14 protein-coding genes are annotated in these 21,265 nt (G+C 39.2%); 1 reads left to right on the top strand and 13 read right to left on the bottom strand.

The genetic code is table 11. The annotated features are described in order from the left end of the window. Nucleotides 1-13 precede the first annotated feature (13 nt). From GGQ60_RS10695 to GGQ60_RS10650, 10 genes are all read right to left on the bottom strand, one after another. A complete protein-coding gene (locus GGQ60_RS10695) occupies nt 14-1,747 on the bottom strand; it encodes a LamG-like jellyroll fold domain-containing protein (protein WP_183763488.1) in 1,734 nt (577 codons plus the stop codon). A gap of 27 nt (nt 1,748-1,774) precedes the next feature. Further along, on the bottom strand, nt 1,775-3,448 hold the full coding sequence (locus GGQ60_RS10690; protein WP_183763486.1) for a DUF5008 domain-containing protein: 1,674 nt from the start codon (nt 3,446-3,448) through the stop codon (nt 1,775-1,777). A 30-nt stretch (nt 3,449-3,478) separates the two neighbouring features. Continuing rightward, nucleotides 3,479-4,240, bottom strand: a complete 762-nt coding sequence (locus GGQ60_RS10685) for a fasciclin domain-containing protein (RefSeq protein ID WP_229685019.1) — start codon at nt 4,238-4,240, stop codon at nt 3,479-3,481. Next, nucleotides 4,231-5,772 (bottom strand): RagB/SusD family nutrient uptake outer membrane protein, encoded by a 1,542-nt coding sequence (locus GGQ60_RS10680; protein WP_183763484.1) that lies wholly within the window; start codon nt 5,770-5,772, stop codon nt 4,231-4,233. The genes GGQ60_RS10685 and GGQ60_RS10680 overlap by 10 nt, the downstream gene beginning before the upstream one ends. Nucleotides 5,773-5,786: 14 nt before the next feature. Then, on the bottom strand, nt 5,787-8,945 hold the full coding sequence (locus tag GGQ60_RS10675; RefSeq protein ID WP_183763482.1) for a SusC/RagA family TonB-linked outer membrane protein: 3,159 nt from the start codon (nt 8,943-8,945) through the stop codon (nt 5,787-5,789). A 35-nt stretch (nt 8,946-8,980) separates the two neighbouring features. Continuing rightward, the gene (locus tag GGQ60_RS10670) at nt 8,981-10,021 is read right to left on the bottom strand and encodes a DUF5007 domain-containing protein (protein WP_183763481.1); all 1,041 of its coding nucleotides are present in this window, start codon (nt 10,019-10,021) and stop codon (nt 8,981-8,983) included. A gap of 10 nt (nt 10,022-10,031) precedes the next feature. Next, nucleotides 10,032-10,709, bottom strand: coding sequence for a hypothetical protein (locus tag GGQ60_RS10665; protein WP_183763478.1), 678 nt, complete (start codon nt 10,707-10,709; stop codon nt 10,032-10,034). 45 nt (nt 10,710-10,754) lie between these two features. Further along, on the bottom strand, nt 10,755-12,353 hold the full coding sequence (locus tag GGQ60_RS10660; protein ID WP_183763475.1) for a RagB/SusD family nutrient uptake outer membrane protein: 1,599 nt from the start codon (nt 12,351-12,353) through the stop codon (nt 10,755-10,757). A gap of 18 nt (nt 12,354-12,371) precedes the next feature. Then, nucleotides 12,372-15,365, bottom strand: a complete 2,994-nt coding sequence (locus tag GGQ60_RS10655) for a SusC/RagA family TonB-linked outer membrane protein (RefSeq protein ID WP_183763470.1) — start codon at nt 15,363-15,365, stop codon at nt 12,372-12,374. A 749-nt stretch (nt 15,366-16,114) separates the two neighbouring features. Next, on the bottom strand, nt 16,115-17,821 hold the full coding sequence (locus tag GGQ60_RS10650) for an FAD/NAD(P)-binding protein (protein ID WP_183763466.1): 1,707 nt from the start codon (nt 17,819-17,821) through the stop codon (nt 16,115-16,117). A gap of 576 nt (nt 17,822-18,397) precedes the next feature. Here GGQ60_RS10650 and GGQ60_RS10645 point away from each other — a divergent pair. Next, nucleotides 18,398-18,988: a DUF1543 domain-containing protein gene (locus GGQ60_RS10645; RefSeq protein WP_260300593.1), complete on the top strand. Its 591-nt coding sequence runs from the start codon at nt 18,398-18,400 to the stop codon at nt 18,986-18,988. A gap of 7 nt (nt 18,989-18,995) precedes the next feature. Here the strand turns inward: GGQ60_RS10645 and GGQ60_RS10640 are convergent, their stop codons facing one another. The 3 genes from GGQ60_RS10640 to GGQ60_RS10630 form a co-directional block, all read right to left on the bottom strand. Then, nucleotides 18,996-19,787 (bottom strand): lacto-N-biose phosphorylase central domain-containing protein, encoded by a 792-nt coding sequence (locus tag GGQ60_RS10640; RefSeq protein ID WP_183763463.1) that lies wholly within the window; start codon nt 19,785-19,787, stop codon nt 18,996-18,998. 182 nt (nt 19,788-19,969) lie between these two features. After that, nucleotides 19,970-20,116, bottom strand: coding sequence for a hypothetical protein (locus GGQ60_RS10635; RefSeq protein WP_183763460.1), 147 nt, complete (start codon nt 20,114-20,116; stop codon nt 19,970-19,972). Between the two features lie 18 nt (nt 20,117-20,134). Then, nucleotides 20,135-21,262 (bottom strand): DUF1015 family protein, encoded by a 1,128-nt coding sequence (locus tag GGQ60_RS10630; RefSeq protein ID WP_183763457.1) that lies wholly within the window; start codon nt 21,260-21,262, stop codon nt 20,135-20,137. Nucleotides 21,263-21,265: the final 3 nt, after the last annotated feature.

Genomic DNA, 21,265 nt, shown 5'->3' with positions numbered 1-21,265 from the left:
TCAATATTTAAGGTTAGTTAGTTGGTAATGATACAGTTGGATTATATAACCTGCCTGTTAAACCCCATTGAGGAGAAACAGCAATATTTAACCAGTTATAAATCAGCAAGGGGATATCAACTCCGTTAGGCACTGAAAGGTAAGCGGCCGGAGAGATATCGGGAGAGATATTGGGAGAAATTTCTTCAAAGTTCGCGAAGGCTACATTACTGCTGTAAGTAAAATTATTTCCTTTACCCGATTGATCCAACATCACTGTACCACTGGTTTCATTGCCTGGCCAAAAGCCTAACAGGTTATTATAAAATGGAGTGCTGGGTTTAATCTGTGTTCTCATGATAGCTGCAACGTCTGTTGCAGACATGGCTACGTTAAACAAGGCCACATCCCTGATTAAAAGATTGGTCTGTGTATTTCCGTCCGTTCCGATATCTCCACCTAACCTAAGTGGGGTATTGTTATCTATATTTCTTCCGTTTATAGATCCTGAATACCGGGTTAACCCATCAACATATAAAGTTAGGGTTCTTGTGCCGTTTAACAGGCCAATGGTAAAGGCTACCGTATGCCAGCGTCCATCACGGATATCAATACCAAAGCCAGGACGAGGGCTACCGCCCCAATCTAACTGAGCCGAGTTGGCACCAAATAAAAATCCCCATCCGGTAGATGAAACCGAATTAAAGGCATTTCTTTTAGCCAAAAACATCGGATAGTAATTAGCTTGTCCGTAATCATCTCTAAACTTAAACATAAAAGTAAAGTCGCCTGTGCTGCCAAAATTACCGATGGTGGTATTGTTTTGGATAGCTGTAACATTAGAAGCCGTTGTAGCCACAAAACGAGGTGCTGTACCAACAAAAGGATAACTGGCAGGATCAGGTTGGGTAATTTTAACCGATGAGAACCTCGGATTATAAAAGGCAATATAAGCATTGCGGGAAGCATCATTAAAAATATTTGAGCCAGGAGCACCACCAGATGCCCCACCACCCTTATTAGAAGCAATTATTACCAGCCAGTTCTCACCAGAATAACCTTTACGTGCTTTTAATGCGGTCATAATTTCGCCAATATAACCGTCAATGCTGTTGATTGCGGCGGCATATGCAGGGGTGCTTGCAGTATAACCATTTGCGGCACCAGCGGTTTCTGCACTGTGAAACTGTGCTACCACCATTGAAGGATTATTTGTACTTAATTCGGCTATTACTCCTGTTTTTACTGCTGCATCATCTGAAACAGTTTGTTTTACCACCGCATCACCTGCAAGCTTATCGGTAAACACACTGGTTGATGCAATTGAAACCGTTCTGGCATTGTTAAGCGAACTTTTAATTCGTGTAAAAATTGTTGGCGTATTTTGCAGGTTCAAGCCGGCAAAATCTTCGGTTGTTACGTTATGTTTAGTGTAATCGTAACCCGTTAACATGGTTGTCCATGCCGAAGCGTGAGTAATTACATTATATTTATTATCTGCCAAGCCATCATAAGAATAAGTTGCCTTCGCATTAATCTGAGCTAAATTGGTTGGCGCAAGTGTTCTCACAGCTGCTCCCGTTACCCCATCTAAAATAATGTAAAGTACTTTTTTTCCAGCTCCCAAACCAGCAGTATCATTTTTAAAACCTTGTGGCAAGGTATTTTGAAAATCCTTATTACAGCCGGTTGATACAAGGAATAACCCCGATACCAAAGCCAGGCTTAGGTATTTTAAGGTTGCCATAAATGTAAATCCTTTTTTCATCTGTTATTATATTTGAAATAATATTGATTAATTCGCAAAATTTAAACGCAATAGATTGTGTGGTAGAGTACCATTGAAGCGTAAGATATCGCCCACTAAAATTACCTGCGTACCTGTAGATGTTGTGGTTTCTACCATATCGTAAATAGTGCCCTGAAATCCGCCGGTATTGTTATAACCAACTGCCAGCTGCCCATTAGCTTCCAACACCATAAAACCCTGACGGAGGTAGTCTCCGTATTTATTGAAAGAGCCACTTACAATTATTTTCCCATTATTCAACTGTCCGACAAAACTGGCTATCCCCCCTGTTATGGTCTGCCCGTTAAAAGTGGTTACATTGGAACCATCGGCATTTAATAAGTTTATACCTGAAGCGGCTTTGCCATTAAAACTGGTAAATGTTCCGCCAACAACAATTTTATTGGTAGTGGCATTATAGCGGATAGAAATGATATCGCTGTTGGCACCAGAACCTACATTAAAGCTATTGTCTACAGTACCATCAAAATTTATACGTACAATATGATTGGCTTGTACCCCGTTAAATGTCGTAAAAGTACCTACCAGGATCAATTTCCCATCGGTTTGCATCATGGCATCCAGGATTACGCCGTTGGCGCCAATGGCACTCTGGCGGGTCGATTTATTATAGTGGAAAGTAGAATCCATGGTGCCATCCATATTTACCCTTACCATCTGGCGCATGCGTGTTAAATCGTAAACCTTTTCATCATAGCTGGAGTTTGGCAAGTACATCCGTTTGTAATTGGTAAAGTTTCCAACGAGATAAACCTGTTCATTAAATACGAAGGTTTTTCTCACCATGCCGTCTACCCCTGCATTAAAAGCACTCACAGTATCGCCGTTTTTATACGTTTCCTGCGGTTTCGGGTTAATTACATCCCTGAGAATAAGACTATCCAGTGAGCCGTTGCTATTTAACCTCGCTACGTTATTTAAGGTTTGGCGGTTCGGGCGAGTAGAATTAAAACTGGTAAAACTTCCACCAATGATAAACTTACCAGCCTGTGATCCGGTGGCTATTCTGGTAATGGAGTAGACCAGCTTTCCGGCACCTCCGGCACCCTTACCAAAAGAAAAACCACTCGTGGTGTAAGTTCCATCTCCAGCAATTTGTGCAATACCCCCAATTGGCAGTTTTTCGGTTCCTTTTAACTCAAAATCGTTAAAGGCACCGCCAACCAGAAAGTTACCTCCAGGTAAACCTTCAATATCGAACACAGTACTTGCGCCTGTTGTATTCGTAGCCCCGTTAATGACTTTCCAACCGGCATCCACGCTGAGCTTACCCCCAACTTTAACTGTAGGGCCAAAAAAGCTCTGGCCTTGAGCAGTAATCCACATGCTCCCCGTACTGGCTTTAGCCGGAACCTTAAAAGTCAATGTGGTATCGTTGGTAGATGCCGTAACTACCTCCGCTTCAATTTCGTTTACGTAAACTTTAAAGTCGTTGATGTACTTATTCAATCCCTTTACTTTTACGGTTACCACATCGCCGGGATTGACTACATCAGGATCGATCGTTTTTGAAACAAAGCTGAGGTCGAGTGGCTTTTTACCACCTGCATACGGGTCTTCAGTAAGCCCCCGCTCTTTGGTGCAGGAAACAAAAAAAGTTGTTAAGCATATTGCCCCTAATAATAGCTGCTTAAATTTATATGGTATGTTTGTTAACATTTTTTTCAATTTATGAATGATACAATAAACTTAAGGTGTTGCCGGACTAATCCCGGCTGAGATAGCCTGCTCAATAAAAACATTGGTATTGAAGCCAAAATTATGCTTCACTTTATTTAACACATGCAAAACGCCATTCGCGGGCTGTATATCGGAAGTGGCTACAGGAATATTAACCAATGCTACCTGTGGATTGGACATATCAGGAATATAAGCGAGGTATAACTGGCGATAACCTGCATAAGCTACTCTTGAAATTTCAGCTCCGGATGAATTGTAAACTACCGCATCATTAAAAATAACACCAACGTTCATAATCCGGCCTCCATAAGAAGTGTATCCTTGTCCGGGATAGGCCAGGTAAGATAAAGTATCGCGTTGCGGATAATCTTTTAAGCGGTTCGCTCCTTTAAAGATGTATTGCGAAAGAATATTTCTCCATACTTCAGGTTTGATTTGTGATAACTGTGAAACTGTATCTTTACCTGTAACCCTCAACTCAATATTCAGTCTCTTTATGGATTTAAATATAGAACCGCTTGGCGGAGCAAAGAAAGTGATATTCTCTTTGCTGATCACATCCTCAAGGCCTGCCAGTTTGATCACCGTTAAGGTTGAATCAAAAAACGGTTTCTTTGCCTGCATGTATTGCAAAATATTCCCATTATATTGTGCATCATGAACCCCGGTTTCAACATAATATTTTTTACAGCTGGTTAAAACGGATAATATTCCGATTATTGAAAACAGGAGCGTTTTATAATTCTTCATCATCATATCTATTAATTCCAAAAGTTATTACCGATTAAATTAGGATTTGCACTGCGTTCGGCAGCCGTAATGGTGAGTGGCCATGTCCATGCACCAGCGTTCAGATTGGCTACAGACATTGGTGATTTCGTGAAATCTGAATTTACAACTCTTTTTGTTCTTACCAGGTCAAAGAAATATTGACCTTCGCCAATAAGCTCACGGCACCTCTCTCTATAAATCTCGTCCTTTAAATCCTGACCGCTTTGAATAATCAATGGCGCATTTGCAGCTATAGTTACCCTGTTCGCGAAATCTCTTGCCCCACTTTCATCCCCAAGCTCAGCTAATGCTTCTGCGGTTAATAAATAGCAATCAGGTAATCTGAAAATGATGGCGCTATCATCACTGGTTACCGATATTGAGCTACCAGAACCCGTAGAATAGATGTTTGCGAATTTTTTAAACTGGAAAGTTCCTGAACCTGAATCATAATTCTCGAACCAGGTAGTAAGTCTGGCATCAGTTGAATTTGCCGGGTAAAGCTTTTTAATATAATCGCTCTGGTAGGCCATTGAACTCGCGGTTTTATTCACGTTGCCCTGATAAGGATAGTGCGAAAAATAGTAAGAAAAGCCTGCCGGTAAAGAAAATCCTTCACCGTAATTAAAATCCTGCAAAATACCAAAAAGGCTTTCACTGCTCCGTCCTTTAAAAATTTTGAGCGTATTAGCAGCTGTAACGGGCAATATTTTATAGTTAGAATAAGTATCGAGCTCCGTAGCCAGCGTTTTTACCGATTCGTAGTATTTCGTTTTGCTTCCTGAATCCCAGGCTGCTGCCCACATATTGAGATGCATTAACAACGCTATAGCAGAGGCCCTTGTAGGCCTGAAACCATTTGCGTTAACATCACTATAAAAAACAGGTAAATCTGCCTTTGCAGCACTCATATCTGCAATACATTTATTCATTACGGTCACTTGCGAAGTCCTTGGAAGCGACGTACTGTGATAAGCTTCCGTATAATAAACAGCATCGCCGAATAATTTACAGATAAACATATAGCTTAAGTTACGTAAAAACACAGCCTCAGCTTTATACCGTTTTTTGTCTGTATCAGACAAACTTGATGTTGGCACTTTATCTACTTCCTGGTACAGGATATTGGAAGCCGCGATCACATCATACCACGCTTTCCAGTTCATAATATCCTTCATCAACCTGTCATAGCGGTTATTACTGGCTACAATGTAATTCATGTTATTAGAAATTAGTGCATTAAAGGTATTGGCACCGCTATTATCCAAACTAATTACCGAAACACTGTTTCCCCTTACTTCCAATGCAGGGAAAAATGCGCGGTCATCTCCATTAAAAAACTGTGGTGTACCAGCCACCTTTGATCTTAACCGCGAATAGATGCCATTGGTAAATCCTTCCACATCTTCACGTGTTTTCCAAAAGTTATTGCCGCTCTGTGCTTCGATAGGCGTTACGTTTAGAAATTTTTTGCAGCCCACTGTGCTAAAAACCAGTGCAGCAAACAGAATTATGTATGTTGTATTTTTCATCTGTCTGATTTATTTTAAAACTCAACGTTTAAACCTAATGTAAACTGTTTTGGCGAAGGATAACCTCCTGAATCATCTCTGCCCAAACTGGTTACATTCTCTGGGTTTGGACCAGAGTAACGTGTAATAAAGCCCAGGTTTGCGGCAGTAGCATTAATGCTCACCCTGTTCATCCCTAACTTGCTGGTGAATTTCTTATTCAACAGGTAGTATACTTTAACAGCGTTCAATTTAAAGTAAGAACCGTCCTCCTGGAATGCGGTTTGGTTTAACCTGAAAGGATCAATAATCCTTGCCCTTACGAAATCTAAAGGATTGGCATAAGTGGCATTCTGACCTGGAGCACTCCAATAATTAAGCTGATCCAGTGGTACCAAAGCCCCTGAGCCATTTGGCAAATAATAGTTGCGCAATTGGTTAGCCAATGGATTGTTAATAATATCGCGGATCAGGGTAAATGAAGTATTCACCTCCAAACTCCAGTTTTTCCATTGTAAATAAGAGGTGATACCACCAGTTACCTGTGGCTGAGAATTACCGGCAATTACCCTGTCGTTGCCATCAAGTACGTAATTTCCATCCAGGTCAGTAAAAATCGGGTCGCCTGCTTTGAAATAATTTAAACGGCCATTTCCTCCTACACGATAAGGCAAACCTGTATTTGGGTCGACAGGAACCTGAGCATTAGTTGAATACACCCCTTTTGTATTGAATAAATAGTTAGACAGGGAGTTAGTACCTAAACGGTAATAAATATCCTGCCCTAAACCTGTATCGTAATAAATTAGATCTCTCAATCCATCAGGCAATTGTGCCAGTACCTCACGGTTAATGGCAAGGTTTGCAGATAAGGTCCATTTAAATGCACTGTTAGGATTTAAAGGGCGGGTGATTGCCTGAAACTCCCAGCCATAGTTTACGTTACTGATTTCATTAGAAGCAATTGACGCAAATGAATTGGTACTCGAAATATCTTTATACCTGAAAATATTATCGTTTTGTTTGTAATAGGTATCGAAAACAAATGAGAAACGGTTCTGGAACAAACTAAAATCGAAACCTGCATTATACGTGGTCGCTTTAGTAGGTTGCAGATCCAAATTAGGTAAGCGACCCAGGTCCAGGATCACTGAATTGGCATTATTGTAACGATTTCCTCCAAAGTATTTTCCGTAAGCATCAAAAATACCACCCACAGGCTGGATGTTTGAACCATAACTTAAACGGATATCACCATAATCCAGCCATTTAATGTTTTCCATGAACTTTTCTTTATTAAAGTTCCATTTAACTGCGATAGATGGATTAGCAATATAGCGTGCGTTCTCGCCATTGGCCGAATTGGCATCCAAACGATAGTTAAGGTCTAATACATATTTTTGCTTGTAGTTATAAGAAAACGCACCTGCAAAAGCCACACTTCTGGCATCTGTATAATCAATAGTTCCCCCCAATGAAGTAAGGTAATCGGTCATATTTGTCAACGGTCCCCTTAACTGATCATTCACTCCTTTTTCATTCAAAATCGCATCTGCTTTAAAAAAGCTGGAGTTAATCTCGGTAAATGCAAATAAGTTAAAGGTATGCGAATCTTCTCCTGCAGCATCTTTTAAACCATATACATACGAAAACTGGTTACGGTTGTAGAGTTTGGTTGCCCGGTCGTTATAAGTATAATATTTAGATTGGTTACCATTTAAAGCAGCTGGCGAGAAGTTATCCCTGGTATTAGAGGTATTGGTATAATTTAAATAGGTTGCAATTCTAAAGTTTTTAAATACTTCGTATTCGGCGTTAATTGTTGCAAATGTTTGTAATGATTTATTGTCGTTATCTGTTTTTAGCTGTGCCAGTAAGCCACTTTGTGCCGAATATAATGATGGAGAGGGCAATAGCGTCGATGCTGAACCAGTAGCTGCCAACCCACTGTTTAACAAACCATTACCGCTTCCGACCTGTTGTTTTTGAATTGAATTTTGCAACTGACCATACAACTTAAACTTAGGCGTTGGATTATATTGCATATTCATGTTCAGGTTGTATTTAGAAACGCCGGTATTTTCCTGAATCCCGGTTTCATCATAAGCACCTAATGCAACTTTATAGTTAAAAGCCACATCCCCTCCTGAAATGTTTACATTGTGCGTTTGGTTAAAAGTATTCCTGTAAAAATAAGATTGCCAATCTGTTGAGTTATTGTAATAAGCATTTAAGCTATCTGCTAAAATTGGCGACGAATTGATCATATCCACTGCGTGGTTATAGGTACTATCGTTCTGCATAATTTGCCAGATACGCAATTGCCTCTCCCCTTTTCCTCCTATAACGGTACGTAACTGAGGCACCATTGAAAAGAATGCGGCGCCATTATAACGCACAATCGGCACTTTTGAATTACCGCGTTTAGTGGTAACCAAAATTACCCCATAAGCTCCTCTTGATCCGTATAACGCAGTTGCAGCGGCATCTTTTAAGGTTGTAATCTCTTCAATATCTTCCGGTGGGATTTGAGAAATAGGTGATATACCCGGACCAGCTTGCTGAAAACCATAAGAATAATTGGTATTATCATCAACAGGCACTCCGTCGATTACAAAAAGCGGTGATGTTGGGGTTAAGAAACTCGAACTTCCTGCTCCAGAAACATTGATATTTGAAATACCGCGTAAGGTAATAGATCCTCTAAAACCAGGTGCCCCGGTGTTGTTTTGAATGTTCAGACCAGCAACCTTACCTTGTAAAAGTGACATCACATCACTTGCAGGCTGCCCCTGGATATCCTTACCTGAAATACTTACGGTAGAACCGGTAGATAAAGTCCGTGTTTTGGTTTGATAACCAGCTGTAACCGTTACCTCTTTAAGGGTTTTGTTATCGCCCTGTAAAGTTATGTTAATGGTAGTTCTGCCATTTACTTTTAGGGTTTGTGTTACATAACTTAAATATTTAAAGGTAATCTCTGCATTTGATGCTACAGTTACCCTGTAACGTCCATCCCCATCAGTTTGGCCTAAAACCTTGCCTCCGCTTAAAATGCTTACGCCGGGCATGGTTTCTTTTTTCTGCGATTCACCATCATAAACCGTACCCGTAACCGCAATTTGCTGCTGGGCCAAGGCAAGATTATGCAAACCAAAGATCAATAAAATTACGATGCTGTAAAAATACTTCATTGGAAATATATTTTGTTTGGATTTAGTTTGTTTCATCAGTCGTTGTCAAATTTTGGTTTGTCGTTCTTAAACTGGAATATTATTTCCCAATCACCCTCCTCATAAATCCTGAAATCTAAAGCCACATAACAGTGAAGTAAAACGGCTCCAAAAGCTTGCCTGTCGAATCTGAATACAACATGTGCAGCCCTGCCATCTGTAGTGGTGTATTTTGTAGGATATGCAGTTAAAGGAACAGGATAGGCCACATCAAATTTTACTTTGGTAGCATCTTTTACCATATTGAAACCGTGAAGGAGATTGCCCCAATCAGTTAAGGCAAATTTGTTAGGATCGATGGTCTGGGCAAGGGTATCTACAAACTTAAAACTAATGCTATGCCCGGAGTAGCCGGGTAACCCCTTTGGCAATTTATTGAATACTACACGTACATCACTTGAGGTTAAAGCCTGGCCAGTTCGTTGCCCGGTAATAAACAACCCGGAAGGACTAACAGAAGTGCCCGTTCCCTGACCTGTTATCGGATCGAGCGGCGAAGGTTCGTAAGGGCGTTCGCGTAATGGCCTTAAACGAAAGTTCTGAAAATATTTACGCCCACCTGTGTTCGACATTTCCACGTCAAAAACATAGCCCGAATCGGGTTGAGCCTTAATCATATTAGAGTTTGCTTCGGCCCACATTAAAAATTCGCCCGAATGCGGACGCACTTCAAATAAGGGATGATTTTCAATTACGCGTTTGGCCTCAATTTCAGCTAACGATTTCTCTGTACCATCATAAGCTGTTTTCCACACTTTAACCGGATACAACTTGGTTAATTCAGGCGCAGGTTCGCCACCGAAAGTGCGCATGTTTACAATCTTAAAATCAAGAGGTCTGCTGGAGTTACCATAAGTAAAATTATTGGTAAACAGTGTGTTTCTTCCCAAAGTTGGCTGATATAAGAACTGAGTATACTGGCTATCGTTAGCGATAGACAACCTGTTATCGGGTAAATTTTTCTTACACGACACCAATATGCTCATGATGCCCGATAGCATTATTAATGTGCTTAATAAGTATTTATTCGTTTTCATCTTCATAAGGCTATTGATCTAATCTGTACGTAAATTCATCAAATCCAAAATTGTGCAAAGGAGTTAAAATATTAATTGTTGCATTGTTGGTTTTGATATTAATGGCATTGGTATTGGTGGTTACCCAATTCAGCTGGATGCTCGAACCAAACATATCGCTGTATTCGAGTGTTGTGGCGCCACCACCAACAAAACCCGATGCATTTTCCTTGATGGCTTTTATATGCATTGGATAATTGGATAATACTGTATTTAGTGAAATACCATCAACGCTACCGGCATAAATATCAGTGGTATTATTACCCCTGATGATATATTTAGAAAGCATAAACAATAATTCTGTCGGATCTGCATTACTTAAATAAACAGGTTTTTTTCCTTTAGCTTTCCTGGTTTGATTCAAATATTTAACCGCAGCGGCAAAATTTTCGTTTACCGGCGCAAATAAGGTTACCTGCCTATTAGTCAAAGAGTCTTTGATATCTGGAAAACGATTCAATACGAGTAACAGGGAATCGAAAGTATTGGGTTTCGATTTCAGGTAATCTATCGCAGAGCCCTTAAAATTTTGTACCGTATTGGTATAGTTGTAATAAGGAGAATCGCTTTTTTTGCAAGCACTTAAATAAACGCCCACTACTATGGATAGTAATAACAGGCTGTTTTTATATAATTTCTTTTTCATCATTATATTTTTTTAATGGTACTAGTACCATGATGATCTTCTTAATAATTATTGCCAATATGGATTTTGGGTAACCGATGGATTTGCATTGATTACATCCTGTGATACGGGCCAATATATACCACCCGCATTCTCGAATTGCCTGAATGTAAGTGGTGTACCATTCTTCCTGATGAAAGTCCCGGCTGAATTTTTAAGCCTGTTATACCGCACGATGTCATACCACCTCCATCCTTCGCCCATTAATTCCCTTCTGCGTTCTTCAAAAATGGCATCGATCAAATCTTTTCCTGATGCAGGGTCGTAGGTAATTGGGCCCCTTAAATTGGCAGCCTTATTTAAGGCAGCAATGGCTTCATCACGCTGGCCAAGCACTGCACAGGCTTCAGCTCTCAGTAAAGTGATCTCTTCTATCCGGCTAAACAGCATGGTAGAACTAAATAAAGTTAAATTGCCGGAAGTTTGAGCGGTATAAATAACCTTGATCTTGTTAAAGATGGGCTGCTCAGAAGTGAAATTGTAAAAGTAATTTGTACGGTATAAACCCGTAGTCGGGTTAATACTAAACCTCAAATCACCCGGATCAGTAAATATTTTCAGAATGCTGTCTTTTGGTACAAACATCTCTGGCTGGGCCTTCGGAATAAATGGCGAAGCCAATGTCAATTGTTCTATATGGCCATTTGCAGTTGAAAGACCATTACCTGCCTCAAACGGGAAACCTACTAATACAGTTGCACGTTTAAAGGCAAAAGGACTGTAATAGTTTAGATTTTCTGTTAGTGCATCCATATCCAGGTAAACGATTCCGTTAGAACCGCTTCCGTTAGATTTGGTATAGTTATCCAATACATATTTTGAATAAGTTGCGGCATCCAGGTAATTTCCCTGCCAGGCTGCAATATGCGCTAAAATGATATAGGCCGATAAACGGGTAAAAACGTTCCCGTTCCAGCTTGCCCAGCCCGAGCCGTAGTAAAGCCCCGGAAGAATCGGATCATCGCCACCATATTTAAACGGCACCACCTGTGCAGCAGCCAATAACTCAGCCGTTGCAAATTGTAAAACTTTGTCCTTACTGGTTCTGGGCAGTTTAATAAAGTCGCCATCATGTGATGAAGTCAGTAAAGGTACATCACCCCAAATCCGCACCATATAAAAATAGGCAAAGGCTCTTAAAATTCTGGCTTGTGCGATATCCACGTTGTTGTTGATCTGTGTATAGCGCGAATCAAGTGGCAGGATCTGCTTGGATCGTTCAATAAATAAACTGGCTGCATTCACTACTGCGTAAAACCTGCGCCAGTTAGTTATCCTGTTAATTACAGGATATTGTGCATTTAATTGTCCCGTAACTATCGCTTTAAGGTCGGCACGGTTTGTAATCTGAAAATCTCCCTGGCGTAAGTCGCCCATTAACCAGTGGGTATTATCAGATACCGTAGCCGATCGCATTAAGCCATATACCGATAATAAGTTTGCACGGGCATCCTCTAATGTTTTCCAGTTGCTTTCTTCGGTAGCTAACCTTGTCGATTGTACATCTTCAATTTTCTTACAGGAGAAATTGCTCAAACCAACAAGGCTGAATAATAAAACAAGCGTAACCGACCTGTAAATACTAATTTTATAATTAGAATAATTCATATCAATAATGGTAATATTTTATAAATCCAGTTTGAAGCCTAAAACAAATGTTCTTGGGATAGTAATATTTGCGCCATCATATATTCCGTTATAATTGATCAGTTCCGGATCAACTCCCGAAAAATCGGTTAGCGTGAATACGTTTAAGGCTGTAGCATATAAATAAGCTCTCCTGATTTTCCCACTGGCTTTTTTGAATAAACCTGTCCTACTAAAATCATAACCCAGGGTAACTGACCTTAATTTTACATAAGAGGCATTTTCTAAAAACAAATCCTGGTCAGTACGGTAGGCATCCACAGGACTCCATGGATTATATATAGGATAGTTTTTCTCGTTGCTAAACGATTGCCATGAAGAAACTTCTTTAACCGAATTGATATCGTTTCCTGCCTCTCGGTTCACAAATCCATAACGGGTTGCCTCGTATTGGTTAATGGCTTTTTGCCCCGCAGCAAAAATGAAATTGAAGTTTAAATCGAAATTTTTGTAAGCAATGGTGTTGTTCCAGCCACCTACAAATTTTGGTAATCTATCGCCCGTCAATACCTTGTCTTTGCTGTCGATACGGTTATCGTTATTGTAATCGACCCATTTAGGATCGCCAGCTTTTAACGGAATACCATTAAAGGTTCTTCCTGCAGGCACTTCAGCATCGCTGTTATAAATGCCTTCATTCGTGTATAACCAATAACTGCCAACTGATTTGCCGACCTGTAATTTATTATCATTCTGATAAATTAATTCGTTAATCCCTGTTGGCAATGCCGATAGTTTATTTTTATTATAACTTAGGTTTAGTCCAGTATTCCAGCTCAACCCACTATTTTTTTGGATCACAGCAGCATTAACCAAAAGCTCGATACCTTTGTTATTGATATCCATGCCAGATTGGTATTCGGTAGAATAACCGGTTTCAACAGGAACAGGCAGGCCAATTACACTGTTTTTATCGTTACGGTTGTACACGGTTAAAGCGGTGTTCAGTCTGCTGTTTAAAAATGATGCATCTAAAGTTACACTGGTTCTGTCAGCAAATGGCAAACTAATTTTATAACCAATGAAACCACTGTTGTATGGACGGTTAATACCCAATAAGCCACCGTATCCCGGAATAGTCGGTTCTTCTTCCCAACCATTTTCAGAACGGTACTGCGGTCCGGCTGCAAAACGGTCATCCTGGAAAATTCTTAAGGTCCTGCCCCAGCTTGCACTTAAATGTAAAGCATCAATAGCTTTATTATCTTTTAAAAATTGTTCTTTTAAATTCCAGTTTGCATTAAATGCAGGTGTGGTTACCCAACGGCTATCTGGCTGGCCATTGGATGCGCCATCTCTCCTAACCAGCGCACTCAGCGTTAACAATTTTTTATAAGAATATTTTGCAGAACCATAGAACGACATTAAGTTATTACGCTCCTTATCAATGTATCTGAAAACATAAAAATTATTGTTAGCCAGCACGTTTAAATAATCGGGATTATCTGCCCCCCCAATGGTTTGCCTGCCATCAACAAACGAAAGTTTAACATAATCATTAGGACCGTTATAAGCCCTTGCATAATTATATTTATAGGTATCGCCCTGTAAACTCTGTCCAAGTTCAAAATCAACAACATGATCCTTGTTGATGTCGTATTTATAACTAATCGTATTGTTAAGCGATACTCTTTGGCTATAACCGAAATAATTAGAGATATAACTGATACCCGCTAATAAAGTGGATGGAATAAAATAGTCTCTTACTCCTTCGTTATAGTTAAACAAACCACTGGTCGAAATTACAAACTTGTTAACCTTGGCACTTAGTGTTAAACTTCCGTTTAAAACAGTAGAGCGGTTATTATCAACATTCCTATCGTTTTGAGTGAGATAGCTGGCATAAGATTCGGCATTTGGAGAAAGCGGGCTACTTAAATCCGGTATATAACGTGTTTCCGCAAAACGGTCGCGTAAACTTTTGTTTCGCGTACGGTCTAAACGGGCAGTATTCACAGCACTCGATACAGTAAGCCATTTAAATGGTGCCATATTAATGCCAAAAAACAAATTATAGCGGTTAATGCCAGTATCATCGGCATTACCGGCATTTTTTGTTCCCGATCCAAAAAATCTGAAGTTTGCTCTTTCAGTACCACCTGTAATACCCAGATCGGCAGAAAATGTTGGCGTATTTTGATAATAAAGATCAGTCCAGTTCGATGGGCCAAAATAAGCCACATTAGTAGAATCTCTTAAATAAGATGCCGGGCTGCCGGTTGGATTATATTTTTTATAAAACTGGCTTCTGAAATTGTTCTCGTAAACACCATTAATGGTATTTACCTTAGGTGCAGTTACATAGCCAAAATAACTGTTTATGCTAATATCGCGGAGCCCGCCTTTAGCATTTTTGGTGGTAATGTAGATCGCTCCATTAACTGCATTCGGACCAAGTTTTGCCAATTCAAACGGATCTTTAATAACCGTAATCGACTGGATATTATTGATATCTATTTGTGAGAGTAAATTAGTTGCAGGACCAATCCTGTTATAATCATATTTCTGTACATCAAAGGCAAATGGATTATCTGCAACTAAGGGCACCCCATTTAAATAGATAGCAGGCTGTAAAGCGTAAATATCTTTTTTATTAAACAATAAGCCTGAGGTGCCTTGTATGATTATACTTTGCTCGGTACCCGGTTCCCCGTTTGGTTCCTGTACGTAAACTCCAGCCAAATTGCCTTTAATAATCTGTTGCAGAGACAGGTTTGGAACCGGTGCCGCCGACCGGATATTAACCGTATCGCGAACTGTTTTAAATTTTTGCAACGCCTTGATCATTTGCCCGATCGTATCTGTTTTTACGGAAAATGTTGCTGGCTCTTTTTTAACTTTTGTGGTATCCTGCTGAAAAGCAAAATACATACTGTTAGCCTCCCTTAACACTACCGTATTGGCGTGCAAAGTTTGAGATCCAAAAACAGATAAAAACAAGGCAAAACAAATGCTTGTGTAAATTTTAACCATTTGATTAGTTTTTGTTTGATTTTTTAAAGAAGAAACTCGGTTGCTTAAAAAGTAATGGAGAAATTACCCCTGTTGGTTTTTTTTGGACATAGCAATGCCCGGTGACAAAAAGTAAAATTTTTGAACATACGAATGAGTTTGGATTAGATTGGTTAATATTAATTCACAGTCCAAATATTCAGGACCATGAACGGTTAGTTGCTGTTTGTTGTACCCTGGTTAGTGGTTATTTATTAGTTAATTACTCCCTGTGGTTAGCAGGTCTTTTTTTGCTCGTACACTAAAAATAAAATATCGGCTAGTTATGTTTGTTAATGCAAGGTATAGATTAAGAAAGCTGGATTTTTATTTTTTTCAACGCAAACGTTTGCCTTAAAAAATGCTTTAATCACTTAATTAAAGGCATATGGATGACCTTTTTACCCATTAAAGACTATATAATTTTATGTTTTTATAAAAAGTGGCGTTCTGTTATTAAACATCGTGCCTAAAAAACATTGAAATGACAATTGGAATGATAACAAAAAATTAACCCGCTGTAATCAGATGTTACTTAAGTATAGATTTTTAAATACAAGAGCTTGTTCTGTAAAGCCACACTAAAAATCATAGCACACAAACTAAGCGCAAACGTTTGTTTTTTTTTCAAAAACAACAAATATAATAATATAAAAAACTGATTATCAGTAAATTAAAATCATAAAAACATTTAACAGATTACTTAAAAAAAGTAAAAATTGTTTTCTTTTTTAGGATAAAATGCTGTCGATCACCGCTTTCGATGCAGCTTCACAGAAGTCTATCCCGGAATAATCAGGATTGTAACCTCCAATGTAGGGAACAGCCATAATGTAAATTCTTTGGTTGGAAATACCATTTCGGTCTACCACCTGAAAATGATCATTAATCGTGATTCCAGGCACTGTTAAAAAGTAGGTATTATCTTCTTCCCGGCTCACCAGATCATTATTCTTCATGTCGGCCTTTCCCTTTTCTGAAGATTTAAACCGTAACCTTGCAGGGCTTAATGTTCCATTTTTAATAAGGCTTTTAAACGGAAAATCGTTAAAAGAAAGGTGTGGCTGACCAATACAATCGATAAAGGTATCGAAGTGTTTGACCGTTTTTTTACCGTTTATTTTGTAATGATAATCTGCACCACCAGTTTCTAAAGGTTGTACCTTTGCATCATCTCCCACAGCCACAATAGTTAAAACGCCAGCTTCGTGTAAGGCCAGCAGCTCTCTGCACGAACTTTGTGGCACAAATGCAATTACAATAGAAATTAAGGGCATGAGTACTTTTTGCAAACGCTCCATATCTTCTGCCGAAAGGTATTTTGCAGGATAGTTCATTGCAAAGCTTAAAATAGCAAGTGCTTCTTTCCAATAAATGGATTTTCTCTTTTCGATTGATTTTTCTGCTTCCTCATATTCTTTTTTAAATAGATCAAAAGGTTCCATTCCCTCCCTGTACCCCATCATGGCCCCTACAAAAGCCTCGAGGTCCATATTTTTGATCTGTTCGTAAAAAGCAGGATCTTTTTTAATGAATATTTCTTTAAAATTCTTTTCAAACACAAAATCCAATGGCAAAAAACCGCCATTCCGGGCAATGCTTTTATGAATTTCAGTCTTGCTCAACGTTTCTTCTTTACCCAGGTGCGAATCCTGTAAATGAAACCTTACAGCAGGTAAAAGCCCACTTCTCGAATGCATTACCATTTTAAACCCCTTGCTATCCGAACTATACGAATAACTACCATCTTCATTATCGGTAAATTTTCCGTTTTTTCTGGCAAGAGTTCTTAATGCATCAATTGCAGTTAACGAAGAGCCCATAATGCCAACAGTATGATTCAGTTTTAAGGCCAGCTTTTTGGGTGGATAAGGCGAATCAAAATAATCGGGAATTTTACCTTCGTATTTCTTTGGCCAGTTATGGCCGATGCAGATAACGGCCTGATCGAAGTAGGCTTTGTTTTTGTTTTTTACACAAACAGCCACGCTATTCTCTTTTGGAAAATCGATAACATCTTCCACCCAGCAATTTAAATGCACCTTGGTTTTAATGCCTTTTTTCAAGGCAGCCTTTTTTAATAAATTAAATTGGGCAGATAAATATTCGCCAAAAAACAACCTGGGCAGCACCTTATATTCGTTAAACTTCTCTTCGGTAATGTCGAATTTTTTTAAGATCGCTTTAGGCGCAATTTTTACCCAATCTTCTATAGAAGTGTAGATAGCCGGAATTTCATTATCTGATACATTGGTAATATGCTCTGTATTGGCCCCTTCGGCACTGTAGGGCATACCGGCCCCCAGGTAATCTTTCCTTTCGAATATGGTAATTTCAAAATCTGCACTAGCCTGTTCGGTTAATCTCTTATACATGAAAAGACCGCTTGGGCCACCACCAATAATCGCGATTTTCTTTTTTGCTGTTTTCTTATCCATTTACAGTTGATAAAATCGTAAAAACGGAAAATTGTTTTGGTTGCAGTAGAATAAGTTAAAAAGTCGGGAGTCAGAGGTCCGAAGATTATATTACAACAATGTAGATGATGGTAAATGTAAAAGGGATAACGTAGTTGAGTGAACGGGGGACATACTCTTTCGATGCTGCAGTCAGGATGACGACATTTCTATTGAAGCCCGTCTTCAACTCTTTGCCCTTTGTGCCTTCTTTGTGTTCTCTGTGGTAAAAAAACAAAGAAAACCATAAAATCCAAGAACCTATTTTAATTAATGCTGTTAAAAGATGAATGAGTTCGGCCTTTGGAATCAATCCACCAATGATTATGAACCGATGACTAATGAACCAATGACCAGTGAACCAATGATCAGTGAACCAATGATCAGTGAACTAATGACCAATGACCAGTGAACTAATAACCAGTGAACTAATAACCAGTGAACCAATGAACAATGACCAATGAACTAATGAACTAATGACCAATGAACAAATGACCAGTGAACCAATGACCAATGAACTAATGACCAGTGAACCAATGACCAATGAACCAATGACTAATGACCAATGAACTAATGACCAGTGAACCAATGAACAATTTAAAATTATACATGATCCTACTCGGTTCGAAAGCCCCAAAACGAAACGTAGAGCAACACGATTATTTCTTTGGCATTGCCCGTACACTCAAAGATCTTGTGCCCGAAATTAAAGCTTTCTGGCCAGGAACAGGCAGCAGCCTGCATATTGATGGTTGGCGGGAAGTAAACAAAGTGGATGATTACGAAATCACTATCAAACCAAGGGATGAGCATAGCCCGCTTTCGCTACATAAATTGTTCTTCATCAACCTGGGTGGCTATTTATCCAACAAATTATATGAACAGCATCATATTGTACTATCGGTTCACGAAGAAAGGGCCAAAGCCATACAGGATGCCAAAAAAACAGTGTTTTTTAAAACCAATTCGGTAAAAGGAGCCAATTCACATATCGACGAAAAATATGGCATCGATGTAGATGATATTTATAAAATTGAGGATATTTTGAGTGAAGCATCCAAGCAGAAATACCATATCGAAATCAAACCATCTTCAGGATTACCTGAAGATGAGATTCATTTAGGCTATTTTAAGCTGGATAAATTATAGGTTATCATTACTTTTTAGTGAGTTTTTTTATCCAAACCACCAGGTCGTAGGCTGCTTTATCGTTTTCGAAGCCCATTTCTTTTGGCAAACGACCATTTACATATTCATTGTACAACCACGGATCGGCAATGGCAATTACATTTCCTTTACCAAATTTGGTGGTGGCGATAACCGTTGCACCGGCAGCATTTTTCAATACTGGTTTTGCATTGTTTTTGGTATCGATTGAGCAGATATCTTTCATGAATATTTTTTTGGCCGTCTTAAACACTGCATTGTTTTTGATTGCAATACCACCATCTTCAAAATGTGCATCATCAATTACATGGTTTTGCATTTCGTTGGTAAAATGCATGCCGAATACATTGGCGAGTTGATTAAAATGGGGCAATTCTACATTGGCACTGTCGTTCGCAAACATGACCAATACCCCACCCTGTTTTACCCAGGCAGAAATAGCAGCTATATGGTTGGCCTCTATGTAATTTGGCTTAGGGTTTTCTTTCGGACGATCGGGATCTACAATTAAGTAAACATTACTTCCTTTTAAATTGGCCAATGTTGGTGCTGTTTCAAGCGAATCCAATTTAAATCCTTCTTTTTTAAATACATTACCAAGAATGGAAAAACCACTCATTGCCTGCTCACCCCACATGTAATGAAAACGGATTTCTTTACCCTGTTTATCTTTACGGGTTTCGCGGTTAAAGAAATAATCTAAAGTAACGGTTTGTGCGCTTGCCAGAATGGATGAGCAGATTAAAAAAGAAAGAATGCAAACTCTAAAAAGCATTTTCATAAAATATATAAGGTTAAATTGTACATTGAGTAGTATCCCCAAAAGTATAAAATTTAACTTTAATCGAATTGCTATAATTAACTTAAAGAAGCATAATCAACGCTAATGCTTACCCAACATTAAACTAAATTGATTTACCAAATTAAAAATTACATTCACTACTTAAAATCAATTAAACAGATTTAGAGCCAATGCAGGTGATCCTGCTCCCCGTCATTTTTTTTCTTGGTTACTTTAACCCGCCTTCTGTACAGCGCCACTAAAAAGAAAGCAATTATCATAAGGCTAGCCCCTATTTGGGCGATATTTTCTAAATCGAGTTCAGACATAATGTTTGTTTTATAAGGTTAACCATTAGTTACATGTACCTTTTCGCCTTTTGCAGTTATGGCTACCGGGCTACTCGCCATAAATCCCTGAGGCACCTTGGGCGTTATCCAGGTAGATTTGGGGGGCAAAAAATCACCTTTATCAGCAGTAGTGATAAAAGCATCTACTGCCATCGGGAAAAGAGAAAAACCAATCGACGTTTCATTACCGCTCAGCGCGGCAAGAAATTCAGACCACTGGCAATCCGGAAAGCAGCTTAGTCTTTCATCCTCTTTTGGTTTATCGATACCCAGCACTGCCGATAGGATTTTATCCTGTAAAATCACCGTATCCGGTACGGTTGACCATGCCATCGAAGCTTTATTTAAATCCAGTTGATACCATTCGCCTTTGAAAGAAAGGCCTAACCTATTCTTCCGGTCAGGTTTATACGCCTTATTATTCGGGATTTTTGAGATATAATAATACTGTTTCAGTTTTTCCATCAACAACGCATCAGAAATAGCTACCCCCGAAACCACTCTATGAAAAGCGCCTATAGAAATCACATCTTCAGAAACAAATAGCGAACTGATCTGCTGCGGAATATTTTGCTGCAGCGAACAGGCAGCTTCCAGGCGGTGATGACCATCGGCAAGGTAAACGGCCTCAAGTTTCATAAATTCGTCAACCAGTTTTTCAATCACATCTTCTTCCTGTACCTGGTAAAGAAAATGTCCCATCTGCGACCATTCGCTTGGCAGCGGGTTACGTGTACGTTGCACAAAATCAACCAGCGTATCCAATGTTTTGTTCTTTTTATGAACCAATAAGATCGGCGATTTTTGCATGGCCTTGTTTTTACGGTCTATCTTAAGTGCTTCTACTTTCGACGATACGGTTTCTTCATGTCTTTTAATTGCGGTGGCAGGCGTTTGAGAAAGATCTATAGCGGCCCAAATCCCCCTCATGGCACCAAATTCGCCACGGAATTCGTAAACATAAACAGCCGGCCGGTCATCTAAAGGACATCCAAATAAATGAAGCAGATCTTCAAAAGAAAGCTGCTCGTTTTTATGCCCCTTACCGTTTGCCTGATCAGAAATCATCAGATCAAATATATCTTTGCCCGGCTGTAATGCTTTTAATGGTAAGATTTTTATCATTTT

The organism is Pedobacter zeae, assembly GCF_014196715.1.
GTDB lineage: Bacteria > Bacteroidota > Bacteroidia > Sphingobacteriales > Sphingobacteriaceae > Pedobacter > Pedobacter zeae.
Note: the sequence above shows the minus strand (reverse complement) of the source record. Positions and strands in the feature narration are given on the sequence as shown.